This is a genomic window from Mesorhizobium sp. (genome assembly GCF_004962925.1).
Taxonomy (GTDB): Bacteria; Pseudomonadota; Alphaproteobacteria; order Rhizobiales; family Rhizobiaceae; genus Mesorhizobium.
The window spans coordinates 79,756-94,728 of record NZ_SUEO01000002.1 but is presented as its reverse complement, the minus strand read 5'-3'; the positions used below and the strand labels follow the sequence as shown (position 1 = coordinate 94,728).

At 61.8% G+C, this 14,973-nt stretch carries 14 protein-coding genes and 1 pseudogene; 6 read left to right on the top strand and 9 right to left on the bottom strand.

Annotated elements, in window-relative coordinates:
- Positions 1-6: 6 nt before the first annotated feature.
- From E5W87_RS01350 to E5W87_RS36005, 3 genes are read left to right on the top strand one after another with little or no spacing between them, the layout of a single operon-like run.
- Positions 7-684 (top strand): FadR/GntR family transcriptional regulator, encoded by a 678-nt coding sequence (locus tag E5W87_RS01350; protein WP_292393229.1) that lies wholly within the window; start codon positions 7-9, stop codon positions 682-684.
- A gap of 45 nt (positions 685-729) precedes the next feature.
- Entirely contained in the window at positions 730-1,815 is a 1,086-nt protein-coding gene (locus E5W87_RS01345) for a GMC family oxidoreductase (protein ID WP_367118784.1), read from the top strand.
- Positions 1,746-2,303 carry a GMC oxidoreductase gene (locus E5W87_RS36005; protein ID WP_367118785.1) on the top strand — a complete coding sequence of 186 codons (558 nt, stop codon included), beginning with the start codon at positions 1,746-1,748 and terminating at the stop codon, positions 2,301-2,303. The genes E5W87_RS01345 and E5W87_RS36005 overlap by 70 nt, the downstream gene beginning before the upstream one ends.
- 46 nt (positions 2,304-2,349) lie before the next feature.
- On the opposite strand, the gene E5W87_RS01340 is transcribed toward E5W87_RS36005, so the two are convergent.
- From E5W87_RS01340 to E5W87_RS01315, 6 genes are all read right to left on the bottom strand, one after another.
- On the bottom strand, positions 2,350-3,177 hold the full coding sequence (locus E5W87_RS01340; RefSeq protein WP_292393227.1) for an inositol monophosphatase family protein: 828 nt from the start codon (positions 3,175-3,177) through the stop codon (positions 2,350-2,352).
- The gene (gene ttcA, locus E5W87_RS01335) at positions 3,167-4,060 is read right to left on the bottom strand and encodes a tRNA 2-thiocytidine(32) synthetase TtcA (RefSeq protein WP_292393225.1); all 894 of its coding nucleotides are present in this window, start codon (positions 4,058-4,060) and stop codon (positions 3,167-3,169) included. The genes E5W87_RS01340 and ttcA overlap by 11 nt, the downstream gene beginning before the upstream one ends.
- Before the next feature lie 135 nt (positions 4,061-4,195).
- Positions 4,196-4,813, bottom strand: a complete 618-nt coding sequence (rpsD, locus tag E5W87_RS01330) for a 30S ribosomal protein S4 (protein WP_095489591.1) — start codon at positions 4,811-4,813, stop codon at positions 4,196-4,198.
- Positions 4,814-5,542: 729 nt separating this feature from the next.
- Positions 5,543-5,731, bottom strand: a complete 189-nt coding sequence (locus tag E5W87_RS01325; RefSeq protein WP_095490797.1) for a DUF3008 family protein — start codon at positions 5,729-5,731, stop codon at positions 5,543-5,545.
- A 60-nt stretch (positions 5,732-5,791) separates the two neighbouring features.
- A complete protein-coding gene (gene murI, locus E5W87_RS01320; protein ID WP_292393222.1) occupies positions 5,792-6,604 on the bottom strand; it encodes a glutamate racemase in 813 nt (270 codons plus the stop codon).
- 155 nt (positions 6,605-6,759) lie between these two features.
- Positions 6,760-7,602, bottom strand: coding sequence for an RNA methyltransferase (locus tag E5W87_RS01315; RefSeq protein ID WP_292393220.1), 843 nt, complete (start codon positions 7,600-7,602; stop codon positions 6,760-6,762).
- A 218-nt stretch (positions 7,603-7,820) separates the two neighbouring features.
- On the opposite strand from E5W87_RS01315, the gene E5W87_RS01310 reads away from it, so the two are divergent.
- Complete coding sequence (locus tag E5W87_RS01310; protein ID WP_292393219.1) at positions 7,821-9,032, top strand: NADP-dependent isocitrate dehydrogenase; 1,212 nt, start codon at positions 7,821-7,823, stop codon at positions 9,030-9,032.
- Positions 9,033-9,044: 12 nt separating this feature from the next.
- On the top strand, positions 9,045-9,671 hold the full coding sequence (locus tag E5W87_RS01305) for a glutathione S-transferase family protein (protein ID WP_292393216.1): 627 nt from the start codon (positions 9,045-9,047) through the stop codon (positions 9,669-9,671).
- 16 nt (positions 9,672-9,687) lie between these two features.
- Here the strand turns inward: E5W87_RS01305 and E5W87_RS01300 are convergent, their stop codons facing one another.
- From E5W87_RS01300 to recA, 3 genes are all read right to left on the bottom strand, one after another.
- Positions 9,688-10,467: a PhzF family phenazine biosynthesis protein gene (locus tag E5W87_RS01300; protein WP_292393214.1), complete on the bottom strand. Its 780-nt coding sequence runs from the start codon at positions 10,465-10,467 to the stop codon at positions 9,688-9,690.
- A 58-nt stretch (positions 10,468-10,525) separates the two neighbouring features.
- Complete coding sequence (gene alaS, locus E5W87_RS01295) at positions 10,526-13,192, bottom strand: alanine--tRNA ligase (protein ID WP_292393212.1); 2,667 nt, start codon at positions 13,190-13,192, stop codon at positions 10,526-10,528.
- Positions 13,193-13,461: 269 nt separating this feature from the next.
- Positions 13,462-14,559 (bottom strand): recombinase RecA, encoded by a 1,098-nt coding sequence (gene recA, locus E5W87_RS01290; protein ID WP_008875470.1) that lies wholly within the window; start codon positions 14,557-14,559, stop codon positions 13,462-13,464.
- A 274-nt stretch (positions 14,560-14,833) separates the two neighbouring features.
- On the opposite strand from recA, the pseudogene E5W87_RS01285 reads away from it, so the two are divergent.
- Positions 14,834-14,973 (top strand): annotated as a pseudogene (locus tag E5W87_RS01285) (carbohydrate kinase); the annotation flags it as partial.

Here is a 14,973-nt window from a genome sequence, read left to right as displayed (position 1 = left end):
TTGGTTTTGAACGCATTCGAGCCGCAGATCGTACCGTCGGACCTCGACGACATCATTGCAGCGGTCCGCCGGTTGCAACAGGGTGGCGGCAAGCTGCCTTCCGAGCGTGACCTTGCCGAACATCTGAACGTGAAGCGCCACCAGCTTCGCAAGGCGCTCGAGGTGCTGCGTCAGTCAGGCGATTTGAAACCGGCGCGCGCCAGGCGTGCGCCAACCGCCTTGCCCCGATATGGCGAGGAGCTTGTCAGGGTAACCAATCCAATCGAGGTTCTGGAATTGCGCCTGCTGATGGAGCCGGGCCTCGCCCGGCTGGCATCGCTGCGCGCCTCCTCGTTCGAGACCGCCCGGATCATCGATGCAGCCACAACGCCGGAGAATGCCTCGTCGGGCGCGGTCGATTTCGCATTTCATTCCGCCATCGTTGCTGCCGCCCGCAACCATCTTGCCGCCGAATTCTACAAGATGCTGCGCCAGGTCGGCGTCGATGCGCGGGTGAAGATCGCACGTACCGCGGCACCCACCTGCCCCAAGCGGATCGCAGAGCGCGACGGCGAACATCGCCTGATTGCCGAAGCAATTTCGCAGCGTGACCCCGAAGCAGCCGAGGCGGCCATGCGCGCGCATTTGCTGTCCGTGCAAAGACGGATCACGGAACGATCGAATGCCGGCGCCTTTGCCGCATAAGCGTGTTTTCCTATTAGCCAGACAGCCTGCGCGGGGTCTTCAAAAGTGAAACGTCATTTCGACGTGCTGGTCGTCGGCGCGGGATCTGCCGGCTCGGTTATAGCTAGCCGGCTAAGCGAGGACAGATCCTGCCAGGTCGGCCTGATCGAAGCCGGGATGATGCCGTCCGATCCCGATATCGCCGACCCGCTGAAATGGACGGTGCTGCAAGGCCGCACCTATGACTGGGCCTATCGGACAGTGCCGCAACCCTTTACCGCAAACCGCGTGCATGAATGGCCACGCGGAAAGATCGTCGGCGGTTCGAGCTGCCTGCATGCCATGGCCTATGTGCGTGGTCATCCCGATGATTTCGAACCCTGGGCGGCAGCCGGCGGCGAGCGCTGGTCCTTTTCGGGCTTGTTGCCGGGCTTTGTCCGCAGCGAAGCTTTCACCGCCTTCGATGCGCCGTCGCGCGGCCGCAGCGGACCGTTGGATATTTATCTGCCGGATACGGAAGTCAGCCCCGTCGTCCGCGCCTATATGGCCGCCGGACAGGCTATGGGGATCCCCGTCCTGACCGACCACAACAGCGGCGAGCTGGCCGGCACGAGCCCCAATTCGCTGAACATCCGCGCCGGCAAGCGGCTGAGCGTCGCCGATGCCTATCTGCCGCCGGAGGTGATAGAGCGACCGAACCTCGCTCTGCTCACGGCCCACGAGGTTGAGCATCTCGTGCTGAAGGGCCAGCGGGCCACGGGTGTGGCTGTCGTGTGCGACGGGGAGAGCATGACGATCTCCGCCGACAGGATCGTTCTTTGTGCCGGCGCGCTGTCCTCGCCGCTCATCCTCATGCGATCGGGCATCGGCGATGCGGATACGCTGAAGCAAGCGGGGATACGCTGCCTGGCCGACCGACGCGATGTCGGCCGCAACCTGCAGGACCATCTGCTGGTCCTTGGAAATGTCTACAGCACCAAAAAACCGCTGCCGCCGTCGCGCCTGCAGCACTCGGAATCGCTGATGTACCTGCACGGCAGCGATCCGACCCGTTCGACGGGAAGCCCCGATATCGTGCTCGCCTGCGTCGTCGCTCCATCAGCCGCAGAGGGTCTGAGTGCCCCGCCCTATGGCCGGCTTTCACGATTCTAAGCGGCGTCACCCATCCGACCAGCCGTGGGCGCATCGCACCGAGCGGGCCGGGCCGAAACGATGCACCCATCATCGACCCGCATTATCTCGAAACCGAACACGACCGGGCGGTTTTCCGGTTGGCATTGAAGACGGCGCGCACGATTGGTCATCATGCAGCGCTCGACGAGTGGCGCGACGTGGAAGTCCTGCCGGGATCGCCGGTGCGGTCGGACGCCGATCTTGACGCTTTCATCGCGAGCGCTGCCTCCACACATCATCATCCTGCCGGCACGTGCAGGATGGGCGGGGATGCCGATGCAGTCGTCGACCCGGATTTGCGGCTGAACGGCTTCGACAACGTCTTCATCGTCGACGCGTCAGTGATGCCGACGATTCCGAGCGGACCGATCAATGCCGCTATAGTCGCCATCGCGGAAACCTGGGCGTCAGCTCCGCCTACGCATGACCGGGAAAATCGGAATGGTATCGAGCGCAACTCGGGCTAATCGAGATGGGTCGGGCGTGGCCTGAACCGAATCGATGCCGAACGGCCTATTCCGCCCAGAGCTCGCGGCGCAGTTCGCGCCAGCTTTCTTCGTCCGGTGCGACAAGAAGGCCACCTCCGACATGCGAAGGCAGATAAGCGCTGCCGTCGAAACGCGCCGCGTAACCACCTGCCTCGGCATGGATCAGCACACCGGCCAGATGATCCCACGGCATCAGCTTGTTGTAGACGACGAAGTGGGCGTGGCCGCTCGCCAGCAGGCGGTATTCGTGAGCCGCGCAGCGATAGCCGAACCGCGATAGGGATTTCGTCTGGTTGCGCGCCAGCCGTGACCGTTCCGGCTCGGGCATGTATTGCCAGGAAACCGCGCCGGTCATCTGCGAGATCGGTGCAGGCTCGGCGACATGCACCTTCTCCAGAGTGCCATGCGCATGCCGTATATGGCTGCCAGCGCCCTTGGCGCCGATCAGCCAGTCCTTGCCGACGGGATCGTGAATGATGCCGGCGACGGTCTCGCCCTTCACCACGACGCCGAGCATGACGCCGAACAGCGGCACGCCGGAGGCGAAATTGAAGGTGCCGTCGACTGGATCGACGACGAAGGCGAGATCGGCGTCGCCGAGACCATGGAGCAGCGCCGGATCGTCGGAGCATGCCTCTTCGCCGATGATCATCGCCTGGGGATAGCGCTCACGCAGCCTGACGGTGATGAGCCGCTCGGCATTCACGTCGGCCTCCGTCACAAGGTCGGCTGCCGAGGTTTTCTGGCGGACGTCGCCCTCATCCAGCCGGCGAAAACGCGGCATGATCTCGGCAATGGCGGCGTCGGACAGAAGGGTGGCAATCCAGTCGATCGCGGTATCGTCAAATGTCATCGGGAGCGTCTTGCCTTGTGGTGAGGGTCTCGTTGAGGGCGGCGAAATCGAACAGCTTTCTGTCGAGCAGATGCGAGGGCCGCACATTGGTCATGGCGTGGATCATCGTGTCTTTGCGGCCGGGCATGCGCTTTTCCAAGTCGTCGAGCATCACCTTCATCGCGTTGCGCTGCAAGCCATCCTGGCTGCCGCACAGATCGCACGGGATGATCGGGAATTTCATGGCGCCGGCGAATTTTTCGAGATCGGCCTCGGCGCAATAGGCGAGCGGCCGCAGCACCATGACGTCGCCGTCGTCGTTGAGCAGTTTTGGCGGCATGGCTGCGAGCCGGCCGCCATGGAACAGGTTCATGAAAAAGGTTTCTAGTATGTCCTCTCGGTGGTGTCCGAGCACCAGTGCCGAGCAACCCTCCTCCCGCGCGATGCGGTAGAGATGGCCGCGCCTGAGCCGCGAGCACAGCGAGCAATAGGTGTTGCCCTCGGCGATCTTGTCGGTCACCACCGAATAGGTGTCCCGATATTCGATGCGGTGCGGAATGGCATATTTATTCAGATAGTCGGGCAATATGTGTTTTGGAAAGTTCGGTTGGCCCTGGTCGAGATTGCAGGCCAACAGCTCGACCGGCAGCAGCCCGCGCCATTTGAGGTCGAGCAGCAAAGCGAGCAGACCGTAGGAATCCTTGCCGCCCGACAACGCGACGAGCCAGCGATCACCTGAAATCGCCATCGAAAAATCGTCGATCGCCTGACGGGCGAGACGCAGCAGACGTTTGCGCAGCTTGTTGAACTCGACGGAGGACGGCACATCGGCAAACAGCGGATGAAAGCCGCCTGCGGCATCGGCAATCGGTTCAAGTGCTTTGGCGTCTGGCAGCATGTTCATGGCGCGTCGGCCTCAAAATCCTTGTTGCTGCCCGGATTAGCGCATCGGCCCGAAAATCGAAATCGATTTTCGGATGCCAAAAGAAAAGGCCGCCTCGACGGCGGCCTTCGGTGGTATTGCAGACGCTGAAATCGATCAGCGCGAATAGAATTCGACGACCAGGTTCGGTTCCATCTGCACGGCGAATGGAACATCCGACAGGCCGGGGATGCGCCCGAAGGTCGCGGTCATCTTGTTGTGGTCGACTTCGATGTAATCAGGCACGTCGCGCTCGGCCAGGCCTACCGATTCCAGGACGATCACCAGCTGCTTCGACTTTTCGCGCACTTCGATGACGTCGCCCGGCTTGCAGCGGTACGAGCCGATGTTGACGCGCTTGCCGTTGACATTGATGTGGCCGTGATTGACGAACTGGCGAGCGGCAAAAATGGTCGGCACGAACTTGGAACGGTAGACGACCGCGTCGAGACGCGACTCGAGCAGGCCGATCAGGTTCTCCGAGGTGTCGCCCTTGCGGCGATCCGCCTCTTCATAGACCTTGCGGAACTGCTTTTCCGAAACGTCGCCGTAGTGACCCTTCAGCTTCTGCTTGGCACGCAGCTGCAGGCCGAAATCGGAAAGCTTGCCCTTACGGCGCTGGCCGTGCTGGCCGGGACCGTATTCGCGCTTGTTGACTGGGGATTTCGGGCGGCCCCAGATGTTTTCGCCGAGACGGCGGTCGATCTTGTATTTCGCGGATTCGCGCTTGCTCATCGCATTCCCTTTCAAAACAGTACACCCGGAACCTCATGGTCCGGGTGAAGGAAACGCGCCCTCCTCTGGCCCCCGTTTTCGAGACCTGACAGGGTTTTCCCACGCAACGCGGCGGAAAGCCCACGGGACACGTCATTTTACACAAGACTGGGAAATAGAGCGCTTCCCAAACGTCTTGCGCACATAAAGAAACCACCGGGCGTTGCGGCCCGGTGTTGGTGGGTTGATTAAACGGAGATTTAAGCGGTGTCAAGCTTGCGGCTGGCGTCGATGATGGCAGGCGGATACGGTCCTCGACGTTGAATGCGGTGCCGGATGTGGCGGGGGTCTACGCCAGCGGCATTGGGAAGGGACTGGAGCAAGAGGAGCCTGAATTTATATGAGGAAGTTCTTCCTTACGTTGGCGGGTGCAGCGGTGCTGGTCGGCTCGATGGCGATCGCGCCGGAACCGGCCCAAGCCAGGTATTGGCATGGGCACGGGCACGGGCACGGGCAAATCTGCCGAATCGTGGTTAAGAAAAAAGTGGTGTGGCGGCATGGTCATCGCAAGGTCATACGCTACAAGGTACGGCGCTGCCATTCGCGCTGGTAAGTCTGGCTTCGGCCTGAGGGGAACGTCTCCGACACATCAATGTCAAAGCCCGCGGTTTTCGACCGCGGGCGTTTGATTGGTCACCGTGGGATCGGACCGATCGCCCTGCGGATGCGGCAAGTCGGACGCGCGGCGGGCTAGTGCTTCGATTTCTTCTCCGGCAGACCCTTACGCTTGGTCTCGGCGAATTCCTCGAGCTGCTTTTCGCTCATGGATTTGTACATTCCCTTCGAAGGGCCTTTGAGCTCGCTCTTCTTGGTCTCGCCACGCTTGGCGGACAAAGCCGCGCCGGCGGCTTTCTGCTGGGCCTTTGATGTGGCTGGCATGATCGTTTCTCCTGTTGCAATAGGAAGGAAACGTGTCGGTCCGGGTGATGTTCCCAGGTATCAGGAAATCGCCAGCCCAAACCCCTGCATCAGGCGGCGAGTCGGGAAATCAACCCGCTTTGAGGTGAAGACAGCAAGATCGGCGCCTTCCGGCAACGCCTCGCCGCGAATCCTGACCTCGGTCTCCGCGAGCAGCGTGAGCGCCCGCCGCGCGATCGCCTCGGCGGGATCGAGCCAATCGACCGGCCAAGGTGCCGTCTTGCGCATGCGGTTGGCAAGAAAAGGATAGTGAGTGCAGGCAAGCACGACGATGTCGGTCCGCAGCGCATCATGTTCAACGAAGCACGGCCCGATCTCGGTGCGCACGGCCTCTTCGTCGACAAAGCCCTCACGCATATAGACCTCGGCCAGCCCCGCCAGACTGTCGCTGCCAACCAGGCGGACGTGGCATTTCTGAGCCCATTTGCTGATCAGGTCGCGCGTATACTGGCGCCTGACGGTGCCGGGCGTCGCCAGCACCGAGACCAGCCCGGAGCGCGTGCGTTCCGCCGCCGGCTTGATCGCCGGCACCGTGCCGACGAAAGGATGGCCGGGAAATCTTTCGCGCAACGCATCGATGACCAGCGTCGAGGCGGTGTTGCAGGCGATGACCGAAATGGCCGGCGAAAACCGGTCGAGCAACTTGCCGAACAGCTCCAGAACATGTGCCCTCAGCGCCGGTTCTTCCCAAGCGCCATACGGGAAAGCCGCATCGTCGGCGACATAGACGAAGCGACGATCGGGCATCAGCACGCGCGCCTCACGCAGCACCGTCAGGCCGCCGATGCCGGAATCGAACATTAGGATCGGGCGAGCACTTGCGGGATCGGTCATTGTCATTGATTGCGAGAAAAGACTGGGATTAGGAGAAAAGACTGGGATTACGAGAGAAGGCTAGGACCACGGCAGGAAGATGGTCACACATCCGAGGCTCCATCATTCTGAAATGATGGAGCCTACCAAATAACATTCGGTTACTCGCGGTTAGCCTAGTCTTTGTCTGCCTTCGCGGCGCGTGCCGCCGCCGCAGGAAGCCGTCTTGGATCATCGCCCGGCGATCCGTCGCCGCGTGGCATGGCCGGCGAAAACCGGTCCAGCGATGATATTATGCCGCGCAGCACCTTGAGTTCCGGCTCGGCAAAGCCGGCGCGCGTCAGCACCGCGCGCAGATTGTCGACCATCTTCGGCTTCTTCGGCGCCGGGCGGAAATAGCCGCGCGCTTCGAGCGCGCCTTCCAGATACGCGAACAGGCCGTGCAATTGCTCCTTGGTCGCCGGCATCATGTCAGGGCTGGAAAAATTGGTTTCCGTTTCATCTTCCAGGCCCGACTTCATCCATTCATAGGACATCAGCAGGGCCGCCTGGGCGATATTGAGCGAGGAGAATGCGGGATCGACCGGGAAAGTGACGATCTCGTCGGCCAGGCCGACCTCGTCATTGTAGAGCCCGAACCGCTCGCGGCCGAACAGGATGCCGGTGCGCTGTCCGGATCGTTGGCGCACTCTCAGCGCCCTGCCCGCTTCGACCGGCCCGCGCACCGGCTTGAAATTATCGCGCGCGCGCGCCGTGGTAGCGAAGACGAAGTTCAGGTCGGTAACCGCCGAGGCCAGATCGTCAAAGACCGTGACGGCATCGATGACATGGTCGGCGCGGCTCGCGGCAGCGCGCGCCTTTTCGCTCGGCCAGCCGTCGCGCGGATTGACGAGGCGCAGTTCGGACAGGCCGAAATTCGCCATGGCGCGCGCGACCATGCCGATGTTCTCGCCGAGCTGCGGCTCAACCAGGATGATCGCCGGGCCTGCGGCAGGAGGGATGTCGTTGCTGGCTTGCATGATGTCAATGAACTGCTGTTTGCGGCATTTCAGCGTCCCCTGCCACATCCGGCCGCGAAAATGAAGCTTTCGCGGAGAACGCCCAAACGCCACGGTCAAGCCAACTAGCGCGGATCGCCGTTTGCGCGGCCAAAAATGCTTTGATATACGGGCGCATCCCCGGCCGAAAGCCATGCGGGCAAGGCCGTTTCGATCCCCAACAATGAGGCATTCTTTCCATGGCGAAGATCAAGGTGGCGAACCCGGTCGTCGAACTCGACGGCGACGAGATGACCCGCATCATCTGGCAGTTCATCAAGGACAAGCTGATCCACCCCTATCTCGATCTCAAGCTTGAATATTACGACCTCAGCGTCGAGCACCGCGACGCCACCAACGACCAGGTGACCATCGATTCGGCAAATGCCATCAAGAAACATGGCGTTGGCGTGAAATGCGCAACGATCACGCCCGACGAGCAGCGCGTCGAGGAATTCAAGCTCAAGAAGATGTGGAAGTCGCCGAACGGCACGATCCGCAACATTCTTGGCGGCACCATCTTTCGCGAGCCGATCATCATGAAGAACGTGCCGCGGCTGGTACCCGGCTGGACCAAGCCGATCATTGTCGGCCGTCATGCCTTCGGCGACCAGTACCGCGCCACCGACTTCCGCTTTCCCGGCAAGGGCAAGCTGACAATCAAGTTCGTCGGCGAGGACGGCGAGGTGATCGAGCATGAGGTGTTCGATGCGCCGGCGGCCGGCGTCGCCATGGCAATGTACAATCTCGACGAGTCGATCCGCGAATTCGCCCGCGCCTCGCTGAATTACGGCCTGCTGCGCAACTACCCGGTCTACCTCTCGACCAAGAACACCATTCTCAAGGCCTATGACGGCCGCTTCAAGGACATTTTCCAGGAAGTCTACGAGGCTGAGTTCGAAGCCGAGTTCAAGGCGAAAAAGATCTGGTACGAACACCGGCTGATCGACGACATGGTCGCCTCCAGCCTGAAATGGTCGGGCGGCTATGTCTGGGCCTGCAAGAACTATGATGGCGACGTGCAGTCGGACACGGTGGCGCAAGGTTTTGGCTCGCTCGGCCTGATGACCTCGGTGCTGATGACGCCGGACGGCAAGACGGTGGAGGCGGAGGCCGCGCATGGCACCGTCACCCGTCACTATCGCCAGCATCAGAAGGGCGAGGAAACCTCGACCAATTCGATCGCCTCGATCTTCGCCTGGACGCGCGGCCTCACCCATCGCGCCAAGCTCGACGACAATGCCGAGCTGAAGCGTTTTGCCGAGACGCTGGAAAGGGTCTGCATCCAGACCGTCGAGGCCGGCTTCATGACCAAGGACCTGTCGCTGCTGATCGGTCCCGACCAGCCTTGGCTTTCGACCACCGGCTTCCTCGACAAGATCGACGAGAACCTGCAGAAGGCGATGGCCTGACGGCCAAACGAGATGAACAAGCCCGTCGTCTACGGGGCGGATTACAGCGTCTATGTGCGCATCGTCCGCCTCGTGCTCGAGGAAAAGGGCATCGATTATGAGCTTGTGCCGGTCGATGTCTTCGCAGCGGACGGCATTCCCCGCTGGTATTTCGACCATCACCCGTTCGGTCGCATCCCTGCCTTCGAGCATGACGGGTTTCGGCTTTACGAGACCAGCGCGATCACCCGTTATGTCGATGAGGCTTTCGACGGGCCGGCGCTGCAACCGGCCGATGCTCGACACCGCGCAACCATGAACCAGATCATCGGCATGCTCGACGCCTATGCCTATCGGGCCATGGTCTGGGATGTCGCCGTCGAGCGGCTGGAGAAGACGGCGCCTGACGAGGCTTTGATCGCCGCCGGACTTCGGCAGGCGAGAACGGCACTACAGGCGCTCTCATCGCTGAAAGCCGAGGGGCCATGGCTGTTGGGAGCGGAGCTGACGCTCGCCGACCTGCACGCCGCCCCGATCATCGGCTATTTCGTCAAGGTTGCCGAGGGTCAAAGCCTGCTGGCGGAGTTTGCCGACATCCACGACTGGTGGACCCGCATAGCTCAGCGTCCAAGCTTTTCCCGAACTGAAAAGGCAGGCTGAGGCAAATGGCAGTTGCTCATTCGGGAAGGTAGATTTCCGCCTTCATGAAGGTTTTCGCACGACCTACGATCAGCACGCGATCTCCAGCTAGGTCACACAGCAAGTGCCCGCCGCGCTGCGAGCATTGGAATGCCGACAGATGCGCCTTGCCGAGTTTTTTAGACCAGTAAGGCACCAGTGTCGCATGAGTGGAGCCAGTTACCGGATCCTCGGGAATGCCCGCTCCAGGCACGAAATAACGCGAGACGAAATCATGGGCTCGCCCAGGCGCGGTAATGACCAGGCCAAGAGGATGAAGGGTTCCGATCCTGAGCAGATCGGGAACGAATGACCATATGGATGCCTCGTCGGCAAGCTCGACAAACAGGTTTTCGAAATTGCGGAAGCTCGAAACCGTGCCCAGAGGAAATATCTCTTGCAACGCCAGCGTTAACTTCCCTCCGAGCGGCTGCGGCGGAAAACACGGCAGATCGAGCTGGTAGGCACCTTCCCGCTGGGAAACCCGTAACTCACCCACCCGCGTGGCAAAGGCCATGTCGCCAGGCACATTGTGTTCCGCGGCCAATACATGGGCGGTCGCAAGAGTAGCATGGCCACAGAAGTCGACTTCATGAACCGGCGTGAACCAGCGCAAATCCCAACTCTCGCCATTCGGCCGCGCAAACGCGGTTTCAGCAAGATTGTTCTCGTTTGCGATTGCCTGCATCACATCGTCCGATAGCCAGTCCTCCAAAATGAGAACGGCAGCAGGGTTCCCTTGGAAAGCCCGTTCGGCAAAAGCGTCGACTTGATACATGGTCAACGTTGCCACATCATCCCCGCTGCCACTTCGGCCTCGCGTTACTGGTGCAGGTTCACGCAGCTTCCAGCGCCGCCTTCACCGCAGCAATCGCATCCTCGGCCTTCGAGGCATCCGGGCCACCGGCCTGGGCCATGTCAGGCCGGCCGCCGCCGCCCTGCCCGCCCAATGCCGCGGACGCCACGCGCACCAGATCGACAGCGCTGAAGCGGCTGGTCAGGTCGTCTGTGACGCCGACCACGACGCTCGCCTTGTTGTCCTCACCGGCGCCAACGAAGACGACGATCCCGGAGCCGAGCGACTTCTTGCCGGCATCTGCCAACGGCTTCAAATCCTTCGGCGAGACGCCGGAGACCGCCTTGCCGAGAAAACCGACACCGGCAATGGTTTCGTTTTCCGCAGGCACACCGGCTGGCGAGCGGTCGCCCAGTGCCAGCTTCTTGCGCGCTTCGGTCAGTTCTTTCTCGAGCTTCTTGCGCTCGTCCAGCAGCGCTTCGACACGCGCCGGTACGTCGGCCGGCGAGATCTTCAACGCCGCCGCAGCCGCCTTCAGCCGCTTGTCCTGCTCGTCGAGATGCCTGCGCGCAGCCTCGCCGGTTAGCGCCTCGATGCGGCGCACGCCGGCGGCGACAGCGCTGTCCGACACGATGCGCACCAGACCGATATCGCCGGTCGCCCTGACATGCGTGCCGCCGCAGAGCTCGACCGAATAGGGCCGGTTGGCCTTGGCGCCATGCAAGCCCGTGCCCATCGAAACAACGCGCACTTCGTCGCCATACTTCTCTCCGAACAGCGCCATGGCGCCTTCGGCAATGGCATCGTCAACCGACATCAGCCGCGTGGTGACCGGGCTGTTCTGGACGACGATCTCGTTCGCCATCCGCTCGACCTCTTCGAGCTCGTCAGGCGAGATCGGCTTGTTGTGCGAAATGTCGAAGCGCAGACGCTCGGGCGCGACCAGCGAGCCCTTCTGTGCGACATGGGTGCCCAGCACCTCGCGCAGCGCTTCATGGATCAGATGCGTCGCGGAATGGTTCGCGCGCAGCCTGGAGCGGCGCGCATGGTCAACCTTCAGCTCGACGGTCGCGCCCGTGTTGACCGTGCCGTTGACCACCTTGCCGAGATGCACGAAAAGCCCATCGGCCTTCTTCTGCGTATCGGAGATCTCGATCGAGAACCCTTCGCCTGAAATGAGGCCGGTATCGCCCATCTGGCCGCCGGACTCGCCATAGAATGGCGTCTGGTTGACGACCACGGCAACCGCGTCGCCCTCGGCGGCACTGTCAACGGTCTTGCCGTCCCTGACCAGCGCCTGGACGATGCCTTCCGCCTGCTCGGTCTCGTAGCCGAGGAACTCGGTGGCGCCGTTCTTTTCGCGCACCGGGAACCACACCGTTTCGGTCGCGGCCTCGCCGGAACCAGCCCAGCTCTTGCGCGCCTCGGCCTTCTGCTGCTCCATCGCATTGGTGAAGCCGGCAAGATCAACCGAGATGCTGCGCTGACGCAGAGCGTCCTGCGTCAGATCGAGCGGAAAGCCATAGGTGTCGTAGAGCTTGAAGGCTGTCTCGCCATCGAGCATGTCGCCGGCACCCAGCTTTTCCGTCGCCTCCGAAAGCAGGCCCAAGCCGCGCACTAGCGTCTTGCGGAACCGCGTCTCCTCCAGCTTCAGCGTCTCGGTGATCATCTGTTCGCCGCGCACCAGTTCCGGGTAGGCCTGGCCCATCTCGCGCACTAGTGCCGGTACCAGGCGCCACATCAGCGGATCGCGGGCACCGAGCAACTGCGCATGGCGCATGGCGCGGCGCATGATGCGACGAAGCACATAGCCGCGGCCTTCATTGGACGGCAGCACGCCGTCGGCCACCAGGAAGCAGGACGAACGCAAATGGTCGGCGATCACGCGGAACGATCCGACGGTGTCCGCATCCGGACCGCGGCCGAGCGCGGACGACGCAGCCTCGATCAGGTGACGGAACAGGTCGGTTTCAAAGACGCTCTCCACCCCCTGCAGGATGGAGGCCATGCGCTCCAGGCCCATGCCGGTGTCGATCGACGGGCGCGGCAGGTCGATGCGCTCGTCCTTCGTCACCTGTTCATACTGCATGAACACCAGGTTCCAGAATTCGAGGAAACGGTCGCCATCTTCCTCGGGGCTGCCGGGAGGGCCGCCCCAGATGTGCTCGCCACGGTCGATGAATATCTCCGAGCACGGCCCGCAAGGTCCGGTGTCGCCCATTGCCCAGAAATTGTCCGAGGTCGGAATGCGGATGATGCGATCGTCGGAAAAGCCGGCGATCTTCTTCCAGTAGCCGGCAGCCTCGTCGTCGGTGTGATAGACGGTGACCAGCAGCTTGTCCTTCTTCAGCCCGAACTCCCTGGTGATCAGGTTCCAGGCAAGCTCGATGGCGCGCTCCTTGAAATAGTCGCCGAACGAGAAATTGCCGAGCATCTCGAAGAAGGTCAGGTGGCGCGCGGTGTAGCCGACATTGTCGAGGTCGTTGTGCTTGCCGCCGGCGCGAACACTCTTCTGAGCCGTCGTGGCACGCGAATAGGGTCGCTTTTCCAGGCCGGTGAAAACGTTCTTGAACTGCACCATGCCGGCGTTCGTGAACATCAGCGTCGGGTCGTTGCGCGGCACCAGCGGGCTCGACGCGACGACCTCGTGACCCTCCTTGCGGAAATAGTCGAGGAATGTCGACCGAATCTCGTTCACGCCACTCATGAATAATACTGCCTTTTAGCTTTTAGAGAGAGCCGTCGGCCCGGCCGACGGCAAATGGACATGGCCTTTTAGCCGCCGCGTTGCACCCTGTCCAGAAACACGGAATTGGGCCAATTTGCGGTGCTTGCCGGTCATCTCGGCGCCACCGCCGAAACGCAAACCGCCGGCGCTAGGCCGGCGGTTCGAAAACGCAACAATACAGAACTCGATTACATGAGCTGCAGGTGATGAGCAGGAATTATGGCCAAACTCCGGCCACCGCCGAAGCCTTACATGGCGCCGGCTTCGTCCTCGAAACCATCGTCTCCGCCTTCGGAACCACCATTTTCGAGGAACTTCTCGGCGATCAGCCCGGCATTCTGCCTCAGCGCCAGTTCGATCTCGCGCGCCGTGTCGGGATTATCGCGCAGGAACAGTTTTGCGTTTTCGCGGCCCTGGCCGAGACGCTGCGAATTGTAGGAGAACCAGGCGCCCGACTTTTCGACCACGCCGGCCTTGACGCCGAGGTCGACCAGCTCGCCGGTCTTGGACACGCCCTCGCCATACATGATGTCGAATTCGACCACCTTGAAGGGCGGCGCCAGCTTGTTCTTGACCACCTTGACGCGGGTCTGATTGCCGACGACCTCGTCGCGGTCCTTGACCGAGCCGATGCGGCGAATGTCGAGGCGCACCGAAGCGTAGAATTTCAGCGCGTTGCCGCCGGTCGTGGTCTCGGGCGAACCGAACATGACGCCGATCTTCATGCGAATCTGGTTGATGAAGATGACCATGGTGTTGGAGCGCGAGATCGAGGCGGTCAGCTTGCGCAGCGCCTGGCTCATCAGCCGCGCCTGCAGGCCTGGCAGCGAATCGCCCATCTCACCCTCGATTTCGGCGCGCGGCGTCAGCGCCGCGACCGAATCGACTACCAGCACGTCAATGGCTCCGGAACGCACCAGCGTGTCGCAGATCTCAAGCGCCTGCTCGCCGGTATCGGGCTGCGAAATCAGCAGGTTTTCGAGATCGACGCCGAGCTTGCGGGCATAGACCGGATCGAGCGCGTGCTCGGCATCGACGAAGGCGCAGATGCCGCCCTTCTTCTGGGCCTCGGCTACCGTGTGTAGCGCCAGCGTCGTCTTGCCCGAGCTTTCCGGCCCGTAGATCTCGACGATGCGGCCGCGCGGCAGGCCGCCGACGCCAAGCGCGATGTCGAGGCCAAGCGACCCGGTCGGCACCGTTTCGATCTCGACGACCTGCTCGTTTGCGCCGAGCCGCATGATCGAGCCCTTGCCGAAGGCACGCTCGATTTGCGACAGCGCCGCATCCAGAGCCTTTGATTTATCCACTGCTTTGTCCTCTACAAGCCGCAAAGAATTCTGAGCCATGATACATCACCCCTTGGTCGTCAATGAAGGCCGGACAATCCGTAATCCTTATTAATTTGTACCTTTTTTGTTCTCATCTGACAAGAGGAGTCAAGCGATTGAAAAACAAACAATATCCGGATTCGTTCTTTTTTTGTTTCGTGTTTTCACCCCCGGCTGTATCCCGCTTCCTCGGCAGGATCGTGCTGGGATCTTCCGAATCGCGCCTCCGGTTGCCGGGTTCCGCCGGACAACCTAGTCTCCACCTGGCAACAGCAATGGTCTCCTCGCCGGCATGATGAAGTCGCCGACAATCCTGGCCGTAGGCGGCGCCTATATAGATCGGCGCGGCCAGGTTTCGGGCACTTTCGTGCCGGCGGCGTCGAATCCCGGCACGATGCGCGAGGCTGTCGGCGGCGCCGTCTTCAATGCGCT

Coding starts and splice junctions, on each gene's coding strand:
- rpsD (WP_095489591.1), bottom strand. CDS start 4,813: ATGAGCAAGCGCGAATCCGCGAAATACAAGATCGACCGCCGTCTCGGC.
- E5W87_RS01315 (WP_292393220.1), bottom strand. CDS start 7,602: ATGCAAGCCAGCAACGACATCCCTCCTGCCGCAGGCCCGGCGATCATC.
- E5W87_RS01310 (WP_292393219.1), top strand. CDS start 7,821: ATGGCGAAGATCAAGGTGGCGAACCCGGTCGTCGAACTCGACGGCGAC.
- murI (WP_292393222.1), bottom strand. CDS start 6,604: ATGACCGATCCCGCAAGTGCTCGCCCGATCCTAATGTTCGATTCCGGC.
- E5W87_RS01300 (WP_292393214.1), bottom strand. CDS start 10,467: ATGTATCAAGTCGACGCTTTTGCCGAACGGGCTTTCCAAGGGAACCCT.
- E5W87_RS01340 (WP_292393227.1), bottom strand. CDS start 3,177: ATGACATTTGACGATACCGCGATCGACTGGATTGCCACCCTTCTGTCC.
- recA (WP_008875470.1), bottom strand. CDS start 14,559: ATGGCTCAGAATTCTTTGCGGCTTGTAGAGGACAAAGCAGTGGATAAA.
- ttcA (WP_292393225.1), bottom strand. CDS start 4,060: ATGAACATGCTGCCAGACGCCAAAGCACTTGAACCGATTGCCGATGCC.
- alaS (WP_292393212.1), bottom strand. CDS start 13,192: ATGAGTGGCGTGAACGAGATTCGGTCGACATTCCTCGACTATTTCCGC.
- E5W87_RS01305 (WP_292393216.1), top strand. CDS start 9,045: ATGAACAAGCCCGTCGTCTACGGGGCGGATTACAGCGTCTATGTGCGC.
- E5W87_RS01325 (WP_095490797.1), bottom strand. CDS start 5,731: ATGCCAGCCACATCAAAGGCCCAGCAGAAAGCCGCCGGCGCGGCTTTG.